Genomic DNA, 21,682 nt, shown 5'->3' with positions numbered 1-21,682 from the left:
CGATGTCCGGGACAGGGATGGAGCCGGCGAGCCTGGCCACGCACAACGGACGGTCCGCCGAACCGGCACCGGGCACGCCCGCGCTCGAGACGGTGATCGACGCGGTGGCAGCGGTGGTGCGGGCAATGGACGACTCCCGCGCGACCCGGGTGCGCGTCCGCGTCGGCGAGACCCAGATCGAGGTCGAGTCCGCGGAACGGGAGCGGGCACCGGGCGCACCGGCCGTGGCCGATACCGAGGACGGTGGTGGCGGGCAGGTGGCGATCAGCGCTCCGGTCGTCGGCGTGTTCTACCGCGGCCCGGGACCGGGGGAGCCGCCCTTCATCGAGATCGGCTCCACGGTCTCGGCGGGCCAGCAACTCGGGATCGTGGAGGCGATGAAGCTGATGAACCCGGTGGTGACCGACTGCGCCGGGGTGGTGCGGGCGATTCAGGCCGAGGACGGCGAGATCGTCGAGTACGCCCAGCCGCTGGTGCTCGTCGAGCCGAGCTGACCGCGGGGGCGTCGTGCTGAAGACCATCCTGGTGGCGAACCGCGGTGAGATCGCGGTGCGCGTCGTCCGCGCGTGCCGCGACCTCGGCGTGCGCAGCGTCGTGGCCTACTCGGCGGCCGACCGGGACAGCCTCGCGGTGGAACTGGCTGACGACGCGGTGTGCCTCGGCCCAGCTCCCGCGGGGCAGAGCTATCAGGACATCTCGGCGATCCTCTACGCCTGCGCGCGCACCGGCGCCGACGGGGTGCACCCCGGTTACGGCTTCCTGTCCGAGGATCCGGCGTTCGCGGCGACCTGTGAGGAGGTGGGCCTGACCTTCGTCGGCCCGTCGAGCGGCCACATCGGGGCGATGGGGGACAAGTCCCTCGCCCGCACCACCGCGGCGAGGGCCGGTGTGCCGGTGCTGCCGGGTTCGGCGGCGCCGGTGCGCGGTCTCGCGGAGGCCACGGAGGTCGCGGCCCGGATCGGCTACCCGGTGGCGCTCAAGGCGGTGGCGGGGGCCGGGGGCAAGGGCATCGCGGTGGTCGGCACGCCGGGCGAACTGGCCGCCGCCTTCGACGAAACCACCCGCGCGGCGGGTGCCGTGCTCGCCGACCCCCGGGTCTACGTCGAACGCTTCCTCCCGCGGGCGCGGCACATCGAGGTGCAGGTGCTGGGTGATCGGCACGGCACCGTCGTCGATCTCGGGGAGCGCGACTGCTCGGTGCAGCGCAGGCACCAGAAACTGGTGGAGGAGTGCCCGGCTCCGGCGCTGGACACCGCCCTGCGGGAGCGGCTGCGCACGGCGGCGAAGGCCTGCGCGCGGGAGATCGGCTACCACAGCGCGGGCACCGTGGAGTTCCTGGTCGGCGCCGACGGTTCGGCGTACTTCATCGAGATGAACACACGGCTCCAGGTCGAGCACCCGGTCACCGAGCAGAGCACCGGCGTCGACCTTGTCGAGTGGATGATCCGCATCGCGTCGGGAGAACCGCTCGGCCCGCGCCAGGAAGACATCCGGCTGCGGGCGCACTGCGTGGAGGCCAGGGTCACCGCCGAGGACCACACCAGCGGCTGGCGGAGTTCGGCGGGCCGGGTGACCGGGTTGCGGCTTCCGGCCGGGCCGGGCATCCGGGTGGACACCCATTTGTTCGACGGCTACTTCGTGCCACCCCACTACGACTCGCTGCTGGCCAAGGTGATCGCCACCGGCGAAACCCGCGAGCAGGCGCTGCGCCGGCTCGGCCGCGCACTGCACGAGTTCCGCTGCGACGGGGTCCGGACCAATGTGGACTTCCACCGGGCGCTGCTCCGCACCACCGAATTTCAGGCCGGTACCCACCGGCTGGACATCGCGGACGAGGTACTCGCCGTGGCGGGGACCTCCGGAGAGGACGGGAACCGATGACCGAGCAGATGACCGCACTGGACAAGGAAGAGCTCCGGATGACGATCGCCGACATCCTCGATGTGGACGTCGCCGAAGTCGCCGACGAAACCCACTTCGTCGAGGAACTGGAGGTGGATTCCTTGATGGCGCTCGAAATCAGTGTGCGCTTGGAGAAGAAGTACCTGGTGAAGCTGGCTGAGAGCGAGGTCGCCGAACTCACCACCTTGAACAAGACGTTCGGCCTGCTCCAGGCCAAGCGGGCGGCCGCGTGAACGGCGGCCGCCCGGCCCTCGGCGCCGAGCCCGTGCTGACCGGCGCGGGGGAGGGCCGGGTGTCGGCGACCGCGGTGATCCCGCGCGACCACCCGGTGTTCACCGGGCACTTCCCCGGCTTCCCGGTGTTCCCCGCGGTGTACCTGATCGAGCTGGTGCACCGCAGTGCGCGGGCGGCGCACCCGGAAGTGGCGGCGTACCGGGCGATCGAGCGCTGCCGGCTGCGCAGCCCGGTGCTGCCCGGTGACACGGTGGACATCGCGGTGGAACTCACTCCGAGTGGGGTCGGCCTCCGGTGCGTGGGTACCGTGCGCACCCGGCGTGGCACGGCGGCGGAGATCCGGTTGCTCTGCGGCGAGGGGACGGCACCGTGATCGGGCCAGCCGAGATCATGGCGATCATCCCGCACCGGGCACCGATGCTCCTGCTCGACGGCGTCGCCGAGATCGAGCCCGGCGTCCGGCTGACCGCGGTGGGCACGGCCGGTGCCGGCCGGAACGGACCGGAACTCCCGGCCGGTTCGGCGTATCCCCGCGAACTGGTCGTCGAAGCCTGGGCCCAGGCGGCGGTGTTGCTGACCGCGTGGGAACGGCCCCTGCCCGAGGTGGGGGCCGGCCGGGTGATGCTCGGCGCGGCGATCGACCGGGTCCGGTTCGAGCGGGAGGTGTACTCGGGTGAGCTGCTCGAACACCGGGTGCGCTTGGTGAAAGCGGTGGACGACAACGCGGTACTGGACGGCTCGTGCCTGGCAGGTGGCGAGCTGGTCGCCGAGTTCGGGAACTTCCTGGTGGCACTGCGCGACACCGCGGCGGTGCGCGCCGAATGCGGAACGGGGGAGCCGGCATGAGCGGGGTGGCCGTGGTCAGCGGGGGTTCACGGGGCATCGGGAGGTGTGTGGTCCGGCGGCTCGCCGACGCGGGCTACTCCGTCGCCTTCTGCTTCCGGTCCGATGTGCACGCCGCGGAAAGCGTGGTCAAGGACGTGGAATCGCGCGGTGCCGAGGCCTTCGCGTGCCAGGTCGACGTGGCGGACCTGGCCGCGGTCCGGGCGTTCGTCGACGAGGTGGAGGAGTCGTTCGGGGAGATCTCAGCCGTGGTCACCGCGGCCGGGGTGATCCGGGACAAGCCATTGCTGGTGTTGCCGGACGAGGACTGGCAGGAGGTGCTGCGGGTGAACCTGTCCGGCACGTACCACCTGTGCCGGGCGGCGGTGTTCCCGATGATGAAGCGACGGCGGGGCAGCTTGGTGACGCTCTCCTCGGTGGCGGGTCTGGCGGGCAACGCCGGGCAAACCAACTACTCGGCGTCGAAGGCCGGGATCATCGGTTTCACCAAGGCACTGGCCAAGGAGATCGGCCGCTACGGGCTGCGGGCCAACGTGGTCGCGCCCGGCTTCATCGACACCGACATGACCGCCGGCCTTGGCGAGGCCACCGCGACAAAACTGGAAGCGGGCATCACGCTCGGCCGGTTCGGCCGCCCGGAGGAGGTGGCCGAACTGGTGGAGTTCCTGCTCTCCGGCCGGGCGGGCTATGTCACCGGACAGGTGTTGCGGATCGACGGCGGACTGGCGCTTTGACCAAGGAACGGGGTGCTGCGATGAATCGTCGGCCGCGGTTCTATTTTTCCCTGCGCAGCCCGTATTCCTGGCTGGCGCACCGCGACCTGCTGGCCACGCGCCCGGCAGTGCTCGATCAGCTCGAGTGGATCCCGTTCTGGGAGCCGGACGACTGGAGCACCAGGCTGCTCACCGAAGCCGGTGCCGAGTTCCCGTACACGGTGATGTCCCGGCCGAAGCAGCTCTACGTGCTGCGTGACGTCGCCAGGCTCGCCGCGTCGCGCGGGTTGCGGGTGCGCTGGCCCATCGACCGGGAGCCGCGGTGGGAGGTGCCGCACCTCGCCTACCTGGTCGCCGCCCGCGACGGCCTCGGCCCGGCTTTTGTCGCGACGGCCTACCGCGTGCGCTGGGAGGAGAACGGGGACATCTGCGACCCCGAGGTGGTCGCCGCGATCGCGGGCGAGATCGGCGCTGCCGCGGACGAATGCGCTGCCGCCGCGGAAAGCCCGCGGTGGCGTCGCGCCGGCCTGGAAGCGCTGCTGGCGGCGGTGGACGAGGGGGTGTTCGGCGTGCCGTTTTTCGCGCGGGGCTACGACAAGTACTGGGGAGTGGACCGGCTCCCGTTGTTCCTCGACGCGATCAGCGCGGCCGAAGTCGTTCCGGCCGGAGTGGCCGATTCGGTGGAAAGCGATGGGGGTCATGCGGGTGGATGCGGCTGACTCGCCGCTCTACCACCTCTGCCGCCGAGCGCTGTCCTGGCTGCTGGTCTGCTGCCTGCCGGTGATCCTGCTTGTTCTGCTGTCCGGCTCGGGGTATCTGCTGCTGCCCAGCTCACCCGCGGCCGCCCCGGTGGTGCCGAGCCCGGGCGAAGCCAGGCCCTACACCGAACAACTGGAGGCGGTGGCCGACCGGTACCGGGGCGGCGTCGTGCTGGCGGTCGTGCCACCGGCGGCGCCGGACGAGCCGACCCGGGTGCGCCTGCGGACCCAGTCCAGAGTGGAACTGGCGGTGCTGGTCGATCCCTCGCGCGCCGAAGTCCTCGGCGAGGTGGACGAGGCATCCGGGATCACGGGCGGTTTGACGGGGCTCCACCAGCAGCTGAGCCTTGGCCGGCTGGGTACCTCGGTGGCGGAGCTCGCGATGATCGGCTCGGCGTTGTTTTCCGTGACCGGGGTCGTGCTGCTGTGGCGCCGTCGCGGCGGGTGGAGGTGGTTCGGCCTGGCCGGTGCCGGCCTGCTGGTCGCGCTGGTGCTCGGCGGATTCGGCTGGCTTCCCGCCTGGGACAGGTTGTTCCGGGAGGCGAGCGGGAATCCGCCGCTGCCGGGGCCCGTCCCGATGTCGAACCAGGAGGTGCGGCCCGGCGACCTGGACGCGCTCGGGCGGCCCGTCCGGCCCGCGGCGGACGGAATGCCGGTGCCGAGATCGGTGGGTGCCGGCGGCACCGGGCTGGTGCACGATCCGGCCGTTCCCGACCCGGAGGAGGGCGGAGACGGAGGAGACCCGGACGTGGCCGTCGCTGATCTGGAAACCGTCATCGCGGCCGCGGCCCGGTACGGGATGCCCGCACCGCTCGAAATCGTGCTGCCGCAGACCTGGGGTGGCACGTACCTGGTGCGCGAGGGGGACGGCGCCCCGCCGCACCTCTGGCAGCGCCGGACCCTCTACCTGGACCAGTACACGGCGCGGGCGGTCGAGCCGGTGCCCGGTGCCGCGCAGTCGTCCCACGCTCACCGGGTCGATGAATCCCCGGCGAACGGCCTGACCGATGCCGACGTGCTCCGGGTCGCCGGCGCCGCGGGGCCGCTGGTCGCCATGGAGTTCGTGCGGGCGGGCCTGCTGTTCGTGGGCGTGCTGTGGTTCCGGTGGTCCCGGCCATCCACCGCCGGGACGGCGACGTCCCGTGCGCCGGAGCCGGCCATGAGGGCGCGGTCCTGGACGGCTTTACCCCTCGTCGTCCTGCTCGGCGTGCTGGTCCCGGTGGCCAACCTCCTGCTGCTACTGCTCTTCGCCGACACCTTGGTGCGCGGGCTGCGCGGGGCTTTCCGGGACCACACCACGGGCAAAGGGCGGCTTTAGACCGCACTGGTGTCATCGGCCTCCGTCCCTCGTACTGGAGTGTCCGATGTCGTCTGTTCCGTCCCGTTCACGGCACGGCCGCCGGTTTCCGGCCCTGCTCGCCGCGATCTGCCTGGCCGCGGGTGTGCCCGTGCTCGCTTCCGTTCCGGCGCACGCGGCACCCGACGTGGCGCTGACCCCGCCGATGGGCTTCAACAACAAGTTCGTCACCGGCTGCGGGTCCGGCCTGAACGAGGAAACGATCCTCGGCATCGCCGACACGATGGTCGGCACCGGCCTGCGGGACGCCGGGTACCAGTTCGTCAACATCGACGACTGCTGGGCACTGCCGCAGCGCAACGCCGACGGGGAACTGGTCCCGGATCCGGTGCGCTTTCCCCGTGGGGTCAAGGCACTCGCCGACGACCTGCACGCCCGCGGCCTGAAATTCGGGCTGTACGGCGGTGCCGGTACCAAAACCTGCGCCACACCGGGAATTCCCGGCAGTCACGGGCACGAGGAGCAGGACGCGAAACTGTTCGCCGCCTGGGGAGTCGACTACCTCAAGTACGACAACTGCAACAACCAGGGCCTCGACGCGAAGCAGCGCTACTCCGCCATGGCCGACGCACTGCGGGCCACCGGGCGGCCCATCGTGTTCGCGATCTGCGAGTGGGGCATCACCAAGCCGTGGAACTGGGCCACCGGCATCGGCCACTCGTGGCGCACGATGATCGACATGAACGACTCGTGGAGCCGGCTGCTGACCGTGCTCAAGCAGAACATGGGGCTGGCGGGGCACGCCGGGCCCGGTGGCTGGAACGACCCGGACCTGCTGATGGCGGGCAACGGCGGCATGTCCGCGACCGAGTACCGCTCCCAGTTCACCCTGTGGGCGACCATGGCGGCGCCACTGCTGATCAGCACGGACCTGCGCAAAGCCGGCTCGCAGACCCTCGATCTGCTGCGCAACCCGGACGTCATCGCGGTGAACCAGGACCCGCTCGGGATCCAGGGCGCGCCGATCCGGTCACAGGACGGCACGCACGTGTTCGTCAAACCGCTGGCGAACGGGGACCGGGCGGTGGTGCTGTTCAACGAAACCGACACCGCCCGCCGGATCAGCACCTCCGCCACCGAAGCCGGATTGCCGCAGGCCACCGGCTACCGGCTGCGGGACGTGTGGACCCACCAGGACGCGCACACCGCCGGCACGATCAGCGCGACCGTCCCGCCACACGCGACGAGGATGTACCGCGTCGGCGCCGACCGGCACTGGTACAAGTACCAGCCGGCGACCGATGCCGCCACCGATCCGGACTCGGCCTACCCGGGAGCGCTACCGGTACTCGCCCCCGGCACCACCACCACGATCACCACCACGCTGACGAACTCGGGAACCCTGCCGGCCGGCGCGGTCAAGGCGAACCTCGGCACCCCGGACCAGTGGCCGGTCCGGGCCGCGTCCACGGCGACCACACCCGTGCTCGCCGGCGGGAAGCAGTTCGGCACCCAGTGGGAGGTCTCGGTACCGGCGGGCACCGCACCGGGAACGTACGCGCTGACGGGGAACTACACCTACTCCGTTCCCCACAAGCCGAAACCCGTCACCATCTCACACACCCTCGAAGTGACCATCGCGGCAACCCCGGCGGAGGGCACCAGTTTCCTCAGCGACGCGAACTGGGTGCGGGCGTCCAACGGCTGGGGCCCGGTGGAGAAGGATCGCGCCAACGGCGAGCAGTTCGCCGGTGACGGCGAGCCGATCACGCTCGGCGGAATCGCCTACGCGAAGGGACTCGGCACACACGCCCCCGCCTCGATCGAGTACTTCACCGGCGGGAACTGCACATCGATCAGCGCACTGGCCGGCCTGCACGACGGCAAGCCCGGCACCGTGGCCTTCCGGCTCTGGACCGACGGCACCCTGGCCTACGACAGCGGCGTACGCACCGCGGCCGACCCGCCACTGCCGATCGCCGCCGACGTGACCAGCGCGCACTTCGTCCGCCTCGAAGTCACCGACGGCGGCGACGGCACCAGCGACGACCACGCCGACTGGGCGAACCCCACCATCACCTGCGAGTGACACGGGAGAAGCCCGGGCAACGCCACCGTCCTCGTGCGAACCGTGGTTCATGCCGCGTCTGCCGGCCCGAGGTCGCTGCCGCGTTTCAACCCAGGTCGATCACGTGCAGCTTGGTGTCGCCGACGATGTAGGCCTTGCCGCTTCCGGGGTCGATCGTGAGGTCGTTGGCGGGGGAGGACACCTGGACCGTCGTGGTCACCGCACCGCTGGTGGTGTCGGCGGTCTGCAGGGTGCCGGACTCGTTGAGGATGTGCAGCCGGCGGCCGTCGGGGGAGAGGGTGAGGCCGGTGCTGCGGCCTTGGACGGGAATGGTGCCGGTGAGCGCGGTGGCCGCGGGATCGATCACCGAAACGGCGTTGGGGGTTTCCTGGAACGGAGGGAAGTGGGCGAGGTAGAGCCTGCGGCCGTCCGGTGAGATCGTCAACTCCGCGGGCCGCGCCGCGTCCACCGGGATGGTCGCGGAGATCGCACCGCTGGTGGTGTCCAGGACGGCCACCGACCGCGGGCCGGGCAGCCTCGGGGCGAGCGAGGTGTCGGTGGTGAAGTAGGCGTATCGGCCGTCCGGCGACACCGCCACCCCGCCGCGATCGCCGCGAGGCAGCGGGATGCCGCGTACCGCTCCGGTGTTCACCTCGGCCACCACCGCGCCGGCACCGGTGTTGGCGCCGTAGATCCGCAGTCCGTCCGGGGACAGGCCCAGTGCGTACAGCGGGCCGCCGTCGACGGGGATGATGCCGGTCACCTTGTGGCTGGCGGTGTCGATGGTTCCCAGCCCACCGGCGAGCGTGCCGCTGGCGACGTAGGCCCGGCTCCCGTCCCGGCTGAACCGGATCTGCTTGGGGCCGGCCTCGTAGGGGATGGTGTCGATCGTCCTGGCCGTGGCGAGTTCGACCACCGCGATCTCCGATTCGGCTGCGGCATAAGCGAAACGGCCGTCGGGGCTGATCGCGACCGCGAGCAGCCTGCTCACCCCGGTGTCGATGGTGGTGACCACGGGCCGAGCCGGTGCGGCGGCAGCTTTCCCGTCGTCGTCGGCGCCGCCGCCCTCGGCTGAGCAGGCCGACGCCGCCACCAGTACCGCGGCCGCGACTGCCGCCCTCCACCTGGCGCGTTTCATCCCGCCGTGCTCCTTCACCCTCGACGTTCTCGTCGCCCATGGTGGCGTGCGCGGGCCGCCGATGACCTCAGGAGGCCGGTTCAGGTCGTACCCAGTCGACTGTGCCGGGCGGGTCGATCCGATGTCCCCGTTCGTCGAGGCGCAGCCCAGGTGCAGCCCCACCGCGGCGAATCCCGGCGACGACCGTACTCTCACTTCACGAATTTCGTGAAATCTGTGACAGACTCCGGCTGACAAGGCCACGACAAGAGGGAGTGCGGCTGGTCGAACGCGGCCGCGGGCGGCGGAGACCTGCACGGCGGCGGGCATCTGGGACCAGTGCGGCCGGACTCGCCTGCCGGGCGGCGGCTGGACGAGCCCCGCCGGTTCTTCGCGTTCCTGCGCGAGGAGATCAAGCAGTCGATGGCCGGATGGCAGCGGCTCCAGGTGGCGGAACCCCAGTCCACGACCGGAAAGGCCGGACGATGAACACGAGTGCGGACGGATCGGCGCTCTTCCTCGACGATCTCCGCCCGGGCATGTCGTGGGAGACACGCGGCCGCACGGTCACCGAGGCCGACCTGGTGACCTTCGGGACCTGGTCGGGTGATCTGTTTCCACTGCACTTCGACGAGGAGTACGCCAAGCGCACGCAGTTCGGCGGCCGGATCTTCCACGGCATGGGCGGGCTCGCGATCGCCGTGGGGCTCGAGATGAGCCTCGGCTGGAAAATCGGCTCGGTGATCGCCTTCATCGGAATTCGCGAGTGGAACTTCCTCGAGCCGATCCGCATGGGGGACACCATCCGGGTGTGGGAGGAAGTCGCCGAGGTGCGTCCCTCAGTGTCCAAACCGGACCGTGGCACGGTCACGACCCGGGTGCGGCTGCGCAACCAGGACGACGTCGTGTGCCAGGAAGGCACGTGGGTGATGCTGTTCAGCCGGCGCGTGGGCGGCTGATTCTCACGAAGGTGTGAGGTAGCGGCCGGTGACGCTGCCGGGGCCGAGGTCGACGACGTGGTCCGCGTTGGCGATCACGTCGAGGTCGTGCTCGATGACGAGGACGGGGCGCCGCTGTCCAGCAGGCGTTGCAGGACGTCGAGCAGGGTCTGGACGTCGAGGGGGTGCAGGCCGATCGTCGGCTCGTCGAAGACGAACAACGCGTCGCGCTGGTCGCGGTCGACCTCGGCGGCGAGCTTGAGGCGCTGGGCCTCGCCGCCGGACAGGACGGGCGTGGCCTCGCCGAGGGTGAGGTAGCCCAGGCCGAGTTCGACCAGGCGCTGGGCGTTGTCCACCAGCTGGGAGACGATGCTGTCGGCCATCGGCCGCATGTGCCAGGGCACGGTCGCGGCGAGGGTGGGTGGCCAGGCGAGAAGGTCGTCGAGCGTCTTGGCGGTGGCCGTGGCCAGGTCGATTCCGTCGACCAGGGTCGAGCGGGCCTGTGCGCTCAGCCGGGTGCGGTCGCAGTCCGAGCAGACCTGCACGCTCAGGAAGCGGTCGACCCGGTCCAGGCCCTTCTGCGTTTTCGCTTTCCGCAGCGCCTCGCGGACCGCCTCCCGCGCGTTGCGGTAATTGGCGTTGAGTTCGAACATCTTGCCGTTCTTCGCCGGGTACACGATCGTCCGCTTGGTCTCAGGACCCTCGAAACGATGTGCCGTTCCTTCTTCGTCAGCTTCGAGAACGGCACATCGGTGCGTACCCCCAGCTCGGGCGCGACCTGTGGCACGACGTCGATCACGTCGGCCCTTACCGTCTCCCCGGGCCAATGGCTGTGGGTACGCCCCGGCCACACGCAGCGCTGGCACCCGCCCGGCTGCTCACCGCCGTCACCGCACACCACGCGCCCGCCGTCCTGACCCCGCAACCCGATGACGCCCCCTGGACCGAGCGCACCGACCGCCAACTCCTCGACGAGCACCGCGCGCTGGGGCGGCGGCCCCTCGACCTTCACCACGCCCTGCGGCGCAGCCTGCTGGAGGAGGCCCTCCTGCTCCGCCTCGCCCACAGCCCGGATATCCCGCCACCGCCGGGCAGCCCTGGCCGTCGCGCCGCGGTCCACCGGCAGTTCCTCGACGCGCTGGAACTGCACTTCCGCGAACTGCACCACGTGGACGACTACCGCCCGCCTGCTCGGTCCGCACGCTCACCCGGGCCGCGCGGGACGCCGCCGGCACCGGAGCGCGGCAGGTGATCGACGAACGGCGTCTGCTCGAAGCTCGCCGCCTGCTCGGCCACGGTGGCTGGACGGCGAGCGCCGTCTCCGCCCACCCCGGCTTTCCCGACGCCGCCGACTTCGGCCGCTTCTTCCGCGACCGGACCGGCCTCACCCCCGCGGCCTACGCGAATTCCGCGCGGGCTTGACCCTGACCCCGCAGGAGGCTTGACGATCAAGGACATGAGTGAGTACCGAAGCCCTGTACCCCTTCCCGGTCCCGGTGTGACCGCTCCCGAGCCCTACCGGGAGATCTACCCCATGCCCATGTTCGTCATCCTGCCCACGGCCGATCTCGAGGCCTCGAAGGACTTCTGGATCCGCGGCCTCGGTTTCATCGACCTGTTCTCCGCTCCCGGCCAGGTGACCCACCTGCGGCGGTGGGCGTTCCAGGACGTGCTGCTGGTGCCCGGTGAGCAGCCCGCCGAGCCGATGCCGATGAGCGTCAGCTTCTCCTGCGTGCTCGGCGAGGTCGAATCGATCGTCCAGCGGTGTGAGGAACTGCGCCCCGGGAGCACCACCGAGCCGGTGGTGAAGCCGTGGAACTCGCTGGAACTGGAGGTGATCACCCCCGAGCGGGCACGGGTGGTGATGACCGCCGCGCGTGAGTTCGACCCGGACAGTCAGGAAGTGGCGAACCTGCGTGAAATGGGCATCGAGGTGCCACTCGGGTGAGCGCCTGGTCCGGTGTGCGCGACACTGGGCTGATGATCGATCTGGAACCGCCCGGCCACGGTGGGCTCACCGTGGGCCGGGCGGCCTCGCTGGTCGGGGTCAGTGTGAAGACCCTCCACCACTGGGACGGCATCGGCCTGGTGCGGCCGAGCGGGCGCACCTTCGCCGGTTACCGCGTGTATTCGGATGAGGACATCGCCCGTATCCATCGGGTGCTGGTCTACCGGGAGCTGGGCTTCCCGCTCGCCGAGATCGGCCGCATCCTCGACGATCCGGACGCCGACGCGCAGGAGCACCTCCGCCGCCAGCGCGAGGAGCTGGTCGAGCGCATCAGCCGGTTGCGGGAAATGGTCACCGCGGTGGACCGGATGATGATGGCTTCGCGCAGCGGCATGCGGCTGACCGCCGAGGAGCAGGTCGAGATCTTCGGTGACCACTGGGAGCCGTCGTGGGTCGAGGAGGCCGAGGAACGCTGGGGCGAGAGCGCGCAGTGGGCGCAGTACGCCGAGCGGGCCGCGGCCAGGACTCCCCAGGACTGGAAGGAGATCGCGGCCGCCGCCGACGCGCTCCACGCCGACCTCGGCGCGGCGAAGCGCGCCGGGGTGGTGCCCGGTTCCGAGGCGGCGAACGCGCTCGCGGAGCGGCATCGCGCCCAGCAGTCGAAGTACTTCGACTGCACGCTGTCGATGCACGTCTGCCTCGGCCGCACCTTCGCGGATGACCCGGGGTTCGCCGCCTTCTACGACGAGTTCGCCCCCGGGCTGGCGGTCTGGTTGCGCGACGTGATCTTCGCGAACGCCGAGGCGAACGGGGTCGATCCGGAAACGGCCGAGTGGGGCTGACCGGTAACACCGGCGGCCGGATTCGGACGTATTGTTCGAGCCGCCGGACCAGGCCGGCCGCAGATGGAGACAGGAACGATGAGCAAGAGCAAGCACCCTGCCGACAGCCATGACCTGATCCGCGTGCACGGTGCGCGGGTGAACAACCTGCGCGACGTCACGGTCGAGATCCCGAAGCGCCGGTTGACGGTGTTCACCGGGGTTTCGGGGTCCGGCAAGAGTTCCCTGGTGTTCAGCACGATCGCCGCGGAGTCGCAGCGGATGATCAACGAGACCTACAGCACCTTCGTCCAGGGCTTCATGCCGACGCTGGCGCGGCCCGAGGTCGACGTGCTGGAGGGGCTCACCACGGCGATCATCATCGACCAGGAGCGGATGGGCACGAACAACCCGCGGTCCACAGTGGGCACCGCGACCGACGCGAACGCCCTGCTGCGCATCCTGTTCAGCCGGTTGGGCAAGCCGCACATCGGCTCACCCAACGCCTACTCGTTCAACACGCCGTCGGTGACGGCCAGCGGCGCGATCACCGTGGAGCGCGGAAACAAGAAGACCGTGCGGGCGACGTTCAGCCGCACCGGCGGGATGTGCCCGCGCTGCGAGGGCAGGGGAGCGGTGTCCGACATCGACCTGGCCCAGCTCTTCGACGACTCGAAGTCACTGCGTGAAGGCGCCATCACCGTTCCCGGGTACAAAGTGGACGGCTGGTGGACGGTGGGGATCTTCATCGAGTCCGGCTTCCTGGACCCGGACAAGCCGATCCGCAGGTACACCAAGCGGGAGCTGCAGGACTTCCTGTACAAGGAGCCGACGAAGGTCAAGGTCAACGGGGTCAACCTGACCTACGAGGGACTGATCCCGAAGATCCAGAAATCGTTCCTGTCCAAGGACAAGGAGGCGATGCAGCCGCACATCCGCGCCTTCGTCGAGCGCGCGGTCACCTTCACCACCTGCCCGGAATGCGATGGCACGCGGCTGAGCGAGGCGGCGCGGTCGTCGAAGATCAACGGGAAGAACATCGCGGATCTGTGCGCGATGCAGATCAGCGATCTGGCCGAATGGGTGCGCAAGCTCAAGAAGCCCGCTGTTGCGCCCTTGCTGACCACCCTGCAGCACACTTTGGACTCGTTCACCGAGATCGGCCTGGGGTATTTGTCGCTGGACCGCCCGGCCGGAACCCTTTCCGGCGGTGAAGCGCAGCGCACCAAGCTCATCCGGCACCTCGGCTCCGCACTCACCGATGTCACCTACGTCTTCGACGAACCCACCATCGGCCTGCACCCCCACGACATCCAGCAGATGAACGACCTGCTGCTACGCCTGCGCGACAAGGGCAACACCGTGCTCGTCGTCGAACACAAACCCGAAACCATCGCCATCGCCGACCACGTCATCGACCTCGGCCCCGGCGCCGGCAGCAACGGCGGCACCATCACCTACCAAGGCCCCCTCGCCGGCCTGCGCACGAGCGACACCCTCACCGGCCGCCACCTCGACGACCGCGCCACCCTCAAACCCCAAGTCCGCACCCCCACCGGCACCGTCGAAATCCGCGGCGCCACCACCCACAACCTCCAAAACGTCGACGTCGACATCCCCCTCGGCGTGCTCTGCGTCATCACCGGCGTCGCCGGCTCCGGCAAAAGCTCCCTCATCCACGGCTCACTACCCACAAACGCCGGCGTCATCACCGTCGACCAAACCCCCATCCGCGGCTCACGCCGCAGCAACCCCGCCACCTACACCGGCCTGCTCGACCCCATCCGCAAAGCCTTCGCCAAAACCAACAACGTCAAACCCGCCCTCTTCAGCGCCAACAGCGAAGGCGCCTGCCAAATCTGCAACGGCGCCGGCGTCATCTACACCGACCTCGGCATCATGGCCAGCATCACCACCACCTGCGAAGAATGCGACGGCAAACGCTTCCAACCCGCCGTCCTCGACTACCACCTCGCCGGCCGCGACATCAGCGAAGTCCTCGCCATGTCCGCCGCCGAAGCTTGTACGTTCTTCGGCGAAGGCGAGGCCCGCACACCCGCCGCCCACACCATCCTCACCCGCCTCACCGACGTCGGCCTCGGCTACCTCAAACTCGGCCAACCCCTCACCACCCTCTCCGGCGGCGAACGCCAACGCCTCAAACTCGCCACCCACATGGCCGACACCGGCGGCACCTACATCCTCGACGAACCCACCACCGGCCTCCACCTCGCCGACGTCGAACAACTACTCGCCCTACTCGACCGCCTCGTCGACACCGGCAAATCCGTCATCATCATCGAACACCACCAAGCCGTCATGGCCCACGCCGACTGGCTCATCGACCTCGGCCCCGGCCCCGGCCACGACGGCGGCCGCATCATCTACCAAGGCACCCCCGCCGACCTCGTCACCAACCCGGTCACCGTCACCGGCAAGCACTTGGCCGCCTACGTCTGCCGCTGATCAGCCGTTGGTCGATTGGGTCGACCACTGGGCGATCTGGTCCAGACCTTGCGGGGGTCAGCTCGCCCGGAGGGCCGTCCGGTGATTACTGTGGACAGCGCGTCCGAGGCCTCCTAGCCCGGGCACTGGTCTCCGGTCGCGTTCGCTGCTGGACCCGCCGAACCCCACTGGCGGGTCCAGCAGTCCACCTCGCGGTCACCACCACTCAGTTCTTGCGGGCCACGCCACCGGTCATGAACCGCACGCCGATGGTGGTGGCGTCGGTGACGATGGTGTCCGGGCGCCACAGCGGCAGCGGCACGATGCCCGGCGCGAGCAGCTCCATGCCGTCGAAGTAGGCGGCCAGCTCGGCCGGGGTGCGCACGCGGCCGGTGCCCAGCTGCGAGAGCAGTACCTCTTCCAGCTGCTCGCTCTCCGGGCTGTCGCTCAGGCGCGTGAAGTTGGTGATGAAGAAGTACGAGCCGGGGGCGACCGCGTCGCGCAGCGTGCGCACGATGCCGCCCGGGTCCTCCTCGTCGAGCAGGTGGTGCAGGATGCCCACCAGCATCACGCAGACCGGCTTCGAGAAGTCGATCATGGCGTTGACCTCGGGGTGGTCCAGCACCTCGCGGGGCTTGCGCAGGTCGGCGGTGATCACCCTGGTGTTCTCGTTGTCCTGCAGCAGGGCCCGGCCGTGCGCCAGCACGATCGGGTCGATGTCGACGTAGACCACCTTGGCGTCCGGGTTCGCCTCCTGCGCCACCTCGTGCGTGTTGCGCGCGGTCGGCAGGCCGGAGCCGAGGTCGAGGAACTGGGTGACGCCCTGTTCGGCGGCGAGGTAGGTGACCACCCGGTGCAGGATCGCGCGGTTGTGCACGGCGATCTCCTTCAGCTCGGGCATCACTTCGAGGCTGGCATGCGCCACCTGGCGATCGATCTCGTAGTGGTCCTTGCCGTCGAGCATCACGTCGTAGACGCGTGCGGCGGTCGGTACCCCGTCGTCGAGGATGACGACATCGGATTCGGTCGACTCGGCAGACATGTGTTGTCGCTCTCCTCACCGCTGGTCGGAAACGCACCCAGGATAGTCACTCGCGCACATCCTGTCACAGAACGCGAGCATCCATCTGGCGGGGCGTCAATAGCCCGGCCGCACGAAGTCGGCGGGTACCTCATGGGTGAGCAGCCGCCGGTTCCCCGGGGTGGCGGGCAGCCAGTCGAGCTCGGCGGAGCGCCCGGCCATGCGCACCCGCAGGGGCAGGTGGTTGCCGGTGTCCACCCAGATCTCGAACGGTTCGTCCGCCGGGCCGTAGAAGCCGGTCAGGTGGTAGGCGTCGCGCTCGCCGACGCGGTCGATCCGGCCGTCCCAGAGGGTCGTGTCGCTGTTCAGCTGGACCTTCGGGTCGAACATGCCCTCCGGCATCGCGTAATGGGCCAGCATTCCTTCGCTGTTCACACGGTTGTACGTCTCGACCGTGCGGTTCCGGTAGCTCACCGTCTCACCCTGCGTGGCGGTGAAGACCGTGTCGGCCTCCGCGCCACGGACGCGCAGGAGGCGCTCGCCGCGCAGGAACCAGCTTTCCCCGGCTTGGCCGCTGACGTGCAGGATCGAGCCGTCCGCGGCGTCGAAGGCGGCTCTGGCCTGCGGGACCACCCGGTCCAGCACCGGGGGAGCGGCGGGCGGTTCGCCGGGTCGCGCCAGCAGGAACACCGCGGAGAGCAGGGCGGCCACCACCACGACGGCGCTCAGGCCGGTGACGACCCGCCCGCGCCGGACGCGGGCGCCGTGTCGCGCGCGGAGGGTGTCGACGAGGTCGTCGCGAGGTTCGAGGTTTTCGGTGTTCAGGTGCAGTTCGCGCCGGAGCAGGTCGGTGAACTGGTCATTCGGCATGGTGCACCTCGCGGTCTTCCGCCGCGCCGAGCAGGGCGCGGAGGCGGTTCAGCGCGCGGCTGGTGTGGGATTTGACGACGCCCTCCGAACAGCCCATGGCCAGCGCGGTGTCGGCGACCGGGAGATCGGCGTAGTACCTCAGCACCACCACCTCGCGCTGGCGTTCCGGCAGTTGCCGCAACGCCGTGAGCAGCGTTTCGCGTTCGGCGATCCGCTGCACCGCGTCGCCGACGGCGGGTGGCTCCGCGGGCGCGGCTTGCTCACGGACGCGGCGGCCGAGATTGCGGCGCCGGTCCCGCGACAGGTTGACCAGCACACGCCGGGCGTAGGCCTCCGGCTGCGCCGAAGCGGCCTGCCAGCGCCACGCGGTGCGCAGCAGCGTGGTCTGCAACAGGTCCTCGGCGTGCCCGCGATCGCCGGTGAGCAGGTAGGCCGTGCGCAGCAGCGCGGCCGAGCGGGCCGCGACGAAGTCCTCGAACGCCGTGTCCAGCTCGCTCCTGGGACCGCTTCCGAACAGGCTCACATCAGGTAGAACTCCGCCCGCCGAGCCCCGGTTGTCCGTGAGGGCGGATTTCCGCCAGCATCGGGCAACCGCCCGGAGCAGGGTGATCGACATGACCACCTCGACAACCCAGCCGATCGATGTGCTGCGGGGCATGTACGCCGCGGAATCCGAGTACCTGACGGCCGGTGGGCCCGGCCGGGCCTCGTTCGAACCACTGGCCCCGTTCTTCGCCCCGGACGTGGTGCTGCACCAGGCGGAGGCGCTGCCCTACGGCGGAACCTGGCGCGGGCACGACGGGCTGGCCGCCTTCTTCTTGGCGATGAGCCGGACCTGGGCCGCCTTCGACCTGGCCGAGCAGGAGTTCCTGGCCACCACCAGCCCGCTCGTCGTGCTGACCAGGGTGCGTGCCCGCGCCAGGGCCACCGGCCGCGAACTGGAGTTCCCGATCCTGCAGACGATCACCGTGGAGCACGGCCGGATCACCGAGATCCGCCCGTTCTACTGGGACACCGCGGCCATCGCGGCGGCCTGCGCCTAGGAAGGTGCGTCGGCGGTGGCCCAGCCCAGTGCGGTCTCCACGGCTTCCTCCACCATCGGCGCCATGGTGGACATGTAGGTGGCGGTCACGTGGTTGTCGTCCAGGTACAACAGCACGTTGCCGATCACCGGCGGGCACACCACCGGATCGCAGTAGTAGTCGCTGAAGTCGAGAAAGGACACCTCCGGCGGCACGTCGATGCCCAGGTACGGCGGCTCCGGGGCGAACAGGTCGGCCCGCGAGGTGGCGCATTCCGGCGCGGCCGGGCCGTTGGCGTCCACGCAGGCCGACGGCGAGAAGTCGTACCTGGGGTTGTCGCGCGCGGCCAGCACCGGGATGCCGGCCGCGGCGATCTTGCGCCACTGGGCCACGTACCCGGGCGGCGTCCATTCGACCAGGCCTGGCCGCGCGTCCCTGGTACCGATGGTGAACACCGCGTCCGGGGCGATCGCCAGGATTTCCTCGGCCACCGCGGCGTTCCAGTCGATGCACGGCTGATCGCCCGGCACGCTCTCGGAGTCGGTGGAGAACGGGCAGCCACCGCGCAGCATCGAGATGATCTGCCAGTTCTTCTGCTCCGCCACCGGCCGCAGCGCGGCGATGAACTGCTGCGAGTGCGAATCACCGGCGACCACGATCCGCTTCGACGGCGGATCGTGGAACTCCGTCGAGCAGACCGACAGTTCCTCGTGCCGCGGTGAGATCTCACAGTCCCCTGTGGACGCGTATTCCTCGGGCAGGGAAAGGAAAGCCGGGGTCAGCGGTGGATCGGGCGCGCCCCGGTACTCGAAGCCCGGCGTGTGCGCGCGGGCGCCGGGGTAGTCGGGGTCACCGGCCGCCAGCGCGTACGAGTCGGCCTTCCAGCGGGCCGCGACCTGCCAGCCGCCGGTGGCCAGCAGCACCGGCACCATCGCGATCGCGGCGAACCGGTAGGTGCGCACCCGCACCTGGCGGGCCGGGTTCTCGATGAAGTGGTGGGTCAGCACGGCGAGCCCGGCCGAGAGGCCGATGATGGCCAGGCCGCCGACCGGCCCGATCTCCGTGCGACCGCGCGCGACCAGGTAGAACACCAGGATCGGCCAGTGCCACAGGTAGAGCGCGTAGCTGAGGTCACCGACGTAGGTCATCGGCCGCGAGCCGAGGAACCGGTCGGCGCCGAAGCCGCTGCCGCTCGCCCCGGCCAGCAGCACGGCCGCCGCCGACAGCAGCGGCCAGAGCGCCACGTACCCGGGGAACTGCTCGCCGACGGTCAGCACCAGGCCGCACGAGATCAGCCCGGCGATGCCCAGCCAGCCCAGCAGCACCCGGGCCAGCCGGTGCAGCGGCACCCTGTCGATGAACAACGCGAGCAGGCCGCCGAGCGCGAACTCCCACACGCGGGTCAGCGAGTGGAAATACGCCAGCGGCTGGTCGACGGCGGTGAGCACCACCGAGAAGGCCAGCGAGCCCGCGAACACCGCGACCAGCGTGGTGGTCAGGAAGCGCCGCGCGACCAGCGCGATCAGCAGCGGCCACACCAGGTAGAACTGCCCCTGGATGGACAGCGACCAGAAGTGCTGCACCACGCTCGACTGGTCGTGCTGGGTGAAGTAGTCGGCCGAATCCACCGCCAGGCGCCAGTTCTCCAGGAACAGCGCGCTGGCGAAGACCTCGCGAATGGTCTGGAACCAGCGGGCCTCCGGCAGCAGCAGCACCGAGGCGGCGATCACCGCCAGCAGCACGGTCAGCGCGGCCGGGAGCAGGCGCTTGAGCACCTTGCCCCAGAACTGCCGGAAGCGGATGGGCCCGCGTGCCCGCGCCCGCACCAGCTGACCGGTCAGCAGGAAGCCGGAGATCAGGAAGAACACGTCCACGCCGCCGGAGATTCGGCCGAGCCAGACGTGGTAGACGACGACCAGCGCCACGGCGATCGCCCGCAGCCCCTGGAGTTCCGGCCGGTAGCGCCGTTCGGTCACAGTTCCACCAGCCCCGCCCGGATCGCGTACCTGGTCAGCGCGACCCGGTCGCGCATGCCGAGCTTCTGCAGGATGTTCGCGCGGTGGCGGTCGACCGTCTTCACGCTGATCACCAGGGTTCCGGCGATCTCCTTGGCCGAATGACCCTCGGCGATCAGCTTGACGATCTCCTCCTCGCGCGGGGTGAGGATGCTGTCGGGCAGCCGGTCGCCCTGGCGGTCGCGGCGCAGGTAGTCACGCACCAGCGCGGTCACCGCGCCCTGGTACAGGAACGGCTCCCCGCGCATGGCCGCCCGGCAGGCGTCCATCAGGTCCTGGTCGGCCACCGACTTGAGCACGTAACCGGAGGCCCCCGCCTTGAGCGCCTCGAAGAAGTACCGCTCGTTGTCGTACATCGACAGCATCAGGATGCGGATCTCCGGGGCGCGGCGGGAGATCTCGCGGGCGGCCTGGATGCCGGTCATGCGCGGCATAGCGATGTCCAAAATGGCCAGATCGACCTCGCCTGCCACGGCGGCGTCGATCGCCTCGGCACCGTCGGCGGCCTCGGCGACCACGGTCAGGTCGGGTTCGGCGTCGAGGATCAACCGCAGTCCACGCCGCACCAGGGCGTGGTCGTCGGCCAGGAGGATGCGTGTGCTCAACGTGGCACCCGCAGGCAGACGTCGGTCCCGTCCGGAGTGGACTCGACGGTGAGTTTCGCGCCGATCAGCAGTGCCCGTTCCCGCATTCCGCGGATCCCCGCTCCTTCGTGGTCGATCCCGCCCCGGCCATTGTCGGTCACGCGCAGCGTCAGCTCGCCGTGGCGGGCGGTCAGTGAAAGGTCCACTTCGGACGCCCCGGCGTGCCTGGCCACGTTGGTCAGGCTCTCCTGGGCGATCCGGTACAGCACCAGCTCCACGTCCGGGCTCAGCTCCGGCAGGTCGTGGTCCACCCACCGGTTCACCCGCAACTCGCCGAACTCGCCGCTGAGCGAGTGCAACGCGCTCTGCAGGCCGAGATCGGCCAGCACACCGGGGCGCAGCCGCCGGGCGACCTGACGGACCTCGTCCAGGCTGTCCCGCACGGTCTCCTGCATCGCGTGCAGTTCCTCCCGCAGTTCCGCGGGCGCCCGATCGACCGTGCGCTTGAGCCCGAGCAGCACCACGGTCAGGCTCTGCCCGATCTCGTCGTGCAGTTCGCGGGCGATGCGCTGGCGTTCGGCCTCCTGCGCGGCCAGCGCGTGCGCACTGCTCTCGCTGCGCTCGGCCTCCAGCCGGTCGAGCATGGTGTTGAAGGTGTGCACCAGGTGCGTCACGTCGCCGTTGCCGCGTTCGGCGAGGCGGTCGCTGGCGCGCAGCAGGTCCACCCGCTGCATCAGGGTGGCCAGCGCGTCGAGCGGGGCGAGGCTGCTCCGCACCAGCACCGCGTTCGCCGCCAGGATCAGCAGCAGGCCGATCACCAGCACCGGCAGCTCGGTGATCCGCACCGGGGAGGACACGGTCGCGGGGGACAGTGCGAGCACCAGCGTGCCCGCGGTGAACAGCAGCCCGTTGATCACGAGCAGCCGCCGGAACAGAGCTTGCGTGGGGCGCAGTGATCCCTCGGTGACCACACTGCGGTCGATCATCCCCTCACCCTCACCCGCCGCCGGGCCGGTGTCCATGGGAGTCAGCACCCATTCGGGCTAGGCCCGGGCCCGCGCGCCGGCCCCCGAATGGGTGCTCGCT

At 70.2% G+C, this 21,682-nt stretch carries 25 protein-coding genes; 17 read left to right on the top strand and 8 right to left on the bottom strand.

The features are described from left to right. The first annotated feature begins 2 nt into the window (after positions 1-2). The 9 genes from YIM_RS26655 to YIM_RS26615 are packed head-to-tail and all read left to right on the top strand — an operon-like array spanning position 3 to position 7,836. Entirely contained in the window at positions 3-494 is a 492-nt protein-coding gene (locus YIM_RS26655; RefSeq protein WP_153032942.1) for a biotin/lipoyl-containing protein, read from the top strand. Positions 495-507: 13 nt separating this feature from the next. After that, positions 508-1,881, top strand: coding sequence for an acetyl/propionyl/methylcrotonyl-CoA carboxylase subunit alpha (locus YIM_RS26650; protein ID WP_153032941.1), 1,374 nt, complete (start codon positions 508-510; stop codon positions 1,879-1,881). Further along, a complete protein-coding gene (locus tag YIM_RS26645) occupies positions 1,878-2,135 on the top strand; it encodes an acyl carrier protein (protein WP_194239750.1) in 258 nt (85 codons plus the stop codon). The genes YIM_RS26650 and YIM_RS26645 overlap by 4 nt, the downstream gene beginning before the upstream one ends. Further along, positions 2,132-2,509 (top strand): 3-hydroxyacyl-ACP dehydratase FabZ family protein, encoded by a 378-nt coding sequence (locus tag YIM_RS26640; RefSeq protein WP_153032940.1) that lies wholly within the window; start codon positions 2,132-2,134, stop codon positions 2,507-2,509. The genes YIM_RS26645 and YIM_RS26640 overlap by 4 nt, the downstream gene beginning before the upstream one ends. Continuing rightward, positions 2,506-2,982: a 3-hydroxyacyl-ACP dehydratase FabZ family protein gene (locus tag YIM_RS26635; RefSeq protein ID WP_228004036.1), complete on the top strand. Its 477-nt coding sequence runs from the start codon at positions 2,506-2,508 to the stop codon at positions 2,980-2,982. Before YIM_RS26640 ends, YIM_RS26635 begins: the two co-directional genes overlap by 4 nt. After that, positions 2,979-3,713, top strand: a complete 735-nt coding sequence (gene fabG, locus YIM_RS26630; RefSeq protein ID WP_153032939.1) for a 3-oxoacyl-ACP reductase FabG — start codon at positions 2,979-2,981, stop codon at positions 3,711-3,713. The genes YIM_RS26635 and fabG overlap by 4 nt, the downstream gene beginning before the upstream one ends. 20 nt (positions 3,714-3,733) lie before the next feature. After that, entirely contained in the window at positions 3,734-4,411 is a 678-nt protein-coding gene (locus YIM_RS26625; RefSeq protein ID WP_153032938.1) for a 2-hydroxychromene-2-carboxylate isomerase, read from the top strand. Continuing rightward, entirely contained in the window at positions 4,398-5,768 is a 1,371-nt protein-coding gene (locus tag YIM_RS26620; protein WP_194239749.1) for a PepSY domain-containing protein, read from the top strand. The genes YIM_RS26625 and YIM_RS26620 overlap by 14 nt, the downstream gene beginning before the upstream one ends. Before the next feature lie 46 nt (positions 5,769-5,814). Next, positions 5,815-7,836: an NPCBM/NEW2 domain-containing protein gene (locus tag YIM_RS26615; protein ID WP_228004035.1), complete on the top strand. Its 2,022-nt coding sequence runs from the start codon at positions 5,815-5,817 to the stop codon at positions 7,834-7,836. Positions 7,837-7,921: 85 nt separating this feature from the next. Here YIM_RS26615 and YIM_RS26610 read toward each other — a convergent pair whose 3' ends face one another. Beyond that, positions 7,922-8,953 carry a PD40 domain-containing protein gene (locus YIM_RS26610; protein ID WP_194239748.1) on the bottom strand — a complete coding sequence of 344 codons (1,032 nt, stop codon included), beginning with the start codon at positions 8,951-8,953 and terminating at the stop codon, positions 7,922-7,924. A 318-nt stretch (positions 8,954-9,271) separates the two neighbouring features. On the opposite strand from YIM_RS26610, the gene YIM_RS26605 reads away from it, so the two are divergent. Together YIM_RS26605 and YIM_RS26600 are read left to right on the top strand one after the other, a co-directional pair. Further along, on the top strand, positions 9,272-9,421 hold the full coding sequence (locus YIM_RS26605) for a hypothetical protein (RefSeq protein WP_153032935.1): 150 nt from the start codon (positions 9,272-9,274) through the stop codon (positions 9,419-9,421). Then, on the top strand, positions 9,418-9,891 hold the full coding sequence (locus YIM_RS26600; RefSeq protein WP_153032934.1) for a MaoC/PaaZ C-terminal domain-containing protein: 474 nt from the start codon (positions 9,418-9,420) through the stop codon (positions 9,889-9,891). Before YIM_RS26605 ends, YIM_RS26600 begins: the two co-directional genes overlap by 4 nt. Positions 9,892-9,965: 74 nt before the next feature. Here YIM_RS26600 and YIM_RS26595 read toward each other — a convergent pair whose 3' ends face one another. Continuing rightward, a complete protein-coding gene (locus YIM_RS26595; RefSeq protein WP_153032933.1) occupies positions 9,966-10,547 on the bottom strand; it encodes a hypothetical protein in 582 nt (193 codons plus the stop codon). 149 nt (positions 10,548-10,696) lie between these two features. On the opposite strand from YIM_RS26595, the gene YIM_RS49325 reads away from it, so the two are divergent. From YIM_RS49325 to YIM_RS26575, 5 genes are all read left to right on the top strand, one after another. Next, on the top strand, positions 10,697-11,122 hold the full coding sequence (locus YIM_RS49325; RefSeq protein WP_228004034.1) for a hypothetical protein: 426 nt from the start codon (positions 10,697-10,699) through the stop codon (positions 11,120-11,122). Then, complete coding sequence (locus tag YIM_RS49320) at positions 11,119-11,292, top strand: helix-turn-helix domain-containing protein (protein WP_228004033.1); 174 nt, start codon at positions 11,119-11,121, stop codon at positions 11,290-11,292. Before YIM_RS49325 ends, YIM_RS49320 begins: the two co-directional genes overlap by 4 nt. A gap of 76 nt (positions 11,293-11,368) precedes the next feature. Continuing rightward, complete coding sequence (locus YIM_RS26585) at positions 11,369-11,818, top strand: VOC family protein (RefSeq protein ID WP_228004032.1); 450 nt, start codon at positions 11,369-11,371, stop codon at positions 11,816-11,818. A 32-nt stretch (positions 11,819-11,850) separates the two neighbouring features. Next, a complete protein-coding gene (locus YIM_RS26580) occupies positions 11,851-12,660 on the top strand; it encodes a MerR family transcriptional regulator (protein ID WP_153032931.1) in 810 nt (269 codons plus the stop codon). Between the two features lie 78 nt (positions 12,661-12,738). Beyond that, a complete protein-coding gene (locus YIM_RS26575) occupies positions 12,739-15,105 on the top strand; it encodes an excinuclease ABC subunit UvrA (RefSeq protein WP_228004031.1) in 2,367 nt (788 codons plus the stop codon). Positions 15,106-15,310: 205 nt separating this feature from the next. Here the strand turns inward: YIM_RS26575 and YIM_RS26570 are convergent, their stop codons facing one another. The 3 genes from YIM_RS26570 to YIM_RS26560 form a co-directional block, all read right to left on the bottom strand. Next, positions 15,311-16,126, bottom strand: coding sequence for an SAM-dependent methyltransferase (locus YIM_RS26570; RefSeq protein ID WP_153032929.1), 816 nt, complete (start codon positions 16,124-16,126; stop codon positions 15,311-15,313). 96 nt (positions 16,127-16,222) lie between these two features. Continuing rightward, positions 16,223-16,975: a hypothetical protein gene (locus tag YIM_RS26565; protein ID WP_153032928.1), complete on the bottom strand. Its 753-nt coding sequence runs from the start codon at positions 16,973-16,975 to the stop codon at positions 16,223-16,225. After that, the gene (locus YIM_RS26560) at positions 16,965-17,498 is read right to left on the bottom strand and encodes a SigE family RNA polymerase sigma factor (RefSeq protein ID WP_228004030.1); all 534 of its coding nucleotides are present in this window, start codon (positions 17,496-17,498) and stop codon (positions 16,965-16,967) included. The genes YIM_RS26565 and YIM_RS26560 overlap by 11 nt, the downstream gene beginning before the upstream one ends. A 91-nt stretch (positions 17,499-17,589) precedes the next feature. Here YIM_RS26560 and YIM_RS26555 point away from each other — a divergent pair, with 91 nt between their 5' ends. After that, a complete protein-coding gene (locus YIM_RS26555; protein WP_228004029.1) occupies positions 17,590-18,018 on the top strand; it encodes a nuclear transport factor 2 family protein in 429 nt (142 codons plus the stop codon). Here YIM_RS26555 and YIM_RS26550 read toward each other — a convergent pair. From YIM_RS26550 to YIM_RS26540, 3 genes are read right to left on the bottom strand one after another with little or no spacing between them, the layout of a single operon-like run. Further along, entirely contained in the window at positions 18,015-19,973 is a 1,959-nt protein-coding gene (locus YIM_RS26550; RefSeq protein WP_153032926.1) for an acyltransferase family protein, read from the bottom strand. The two genes, YIM_RS26555 and YIM_RS26550, sit on opposite strands and share 4 nt — an antisense overlap. Continuing rightward, complete coding sequence (locus YIM_RS26545; protein ID WP_153032925.1) at positions 19,970-20,617, bottom strand: response regulator transcription factor; 648 nt, start codon at positions 20,615-20,617, stop codon at positions 19,970-19,972. The genes YIM_RS26550 and YIM_RS26545 overlap by 4 nt, the downstream gene beginning before the upstream one ends. Next, on the bottom strand, positions 20,614-21,582 hold the full coding sequence (locus tag YIM_RS26540; RefSeq protein ID WP_228004028.1) for a histidine kinase: 969 nt from the start codon (positions 21,580-21,582) through the stop codon (positions 20,614-20,616). Before YIM_RS26540 ends, YIM_RS26545 begins: the two co-directional genes overlap by 4 nt. Positions 21,583-21,682 lie beyond the last annotated feature (100 nt).

Source organism: Amycolatopsis sp. YIM 10 (assembly GCF_009429145.1).
GTDB lineage: Bacteria > Actinomycetota > Actinomycetes > Mycobacteriales > Pseudonocardiaceae > Amycolatopsis.
Note: the sequence above shows the minus strand (reverse complement) of the source record. Positions and strands in the feature narration are given on the sequence as shown.

Excerpts from the sequence above, each read along its gene's own strand:
- fabG (WP_153032939.1), top strand. The coding sequence starts at position 2,979 with ATGAGCGGGGTGGCCGTGGTCAGCGGGGGTTCACGGGGCATCGGGAGG.
- YIM_RS26570 (WP_153032929.1), bottom strand. The coding sequence starts at position 16,126 with ATGTCTGCCGAGTCGACCGAATCCGATGTCGTCATCCTCGACGACGGG.
- YIM_RS26625 (WP_153032938.1), top strand. The coding sequence starts at position 3,734 with ATGAATCGTCGGCCGCGGTTCTATTTTTCCCTGCGCAGCCCGTATTCC.
- YIM_RS26575 (WP_228004031.1), top strand. The coding sequence starts at position 12,739 with ATGAGCAAGAGCAAGCACCCTGCCGACAGCCATGACCTGATCCGCGTG.
- YIM_RS26600 (WP_153032934.1), top strand. The coding sequence starts at position 9,418 with ATGAACACGAGTGCGGACGGATCGGCGCTCTTCCTCGACGATCTCCGC.
- YIM_RS26655 (WP_153032942.1), top strand. The coding sequence starts at position 3 with ATGTCCGGGACAGGGATGGAGCCGGCGAGCCTGGCCACGCACAACGGA.
- YIM_RS26555 (WP_228004029.1), top strand. The coding sequence starts at position 17,590 with ATGACCACCTCGACAACCCAGCCGATCGATGTGCTGCGGGGCATGTAC.
- YIM_RS26615 (WP_228004035.1), top strand. The coding sequence starts at position 5,815 with ATGTCGTCTGTTCCGTCCCGTTCACGGCACGGCCGCCGGTTTCCGGCC.
- YIM_RS26645 (WP_194239750.1), top strand. The coding sequence starts at position 1,878 with ATGACCGAGCAGATGACCGCACTGGACAAGGAAGAGCTCCGGATGACG.
- YIM_RS49325 (WP_228004034.1), top strand. The coding sequence starts at position 10,697 with ATGGCTGTGGGTACGCCCCGGCCACACGCAGCGCTGGCACCCGCCCGG.
- YIM_RS26565 (WP_153032928.1), bottom strand. The coding sequence starts at position 16,975 with ATGCCGAATGACCAGTTCACCGACCTGCTCCGGCGCGAACTGCACCTG.
- YIM_RS26540 (WP_228004028.1), bottom strand. The coding sequence starts at position 21,582 with ATGATCGACCGCAGTGTGGTCACCGAGGGATCACTGCGCCCCACGCAA.
- YIM_RS26580 (WP_153032931.1), top strand. The coding sequence starts at position 11,851 with ATGATCGATCTGGAACCGCCCGGCCACGGTGGGCTCACCGTGGGCCGG.
- YIM_RS26610 (WP_194239748.1), bottom strand. The coding sequence starts at position 8,953 with ATGAAACGCGCCAGGTGGAGGGCGGCAGTCGCGGCCGCGGTACTGGTG.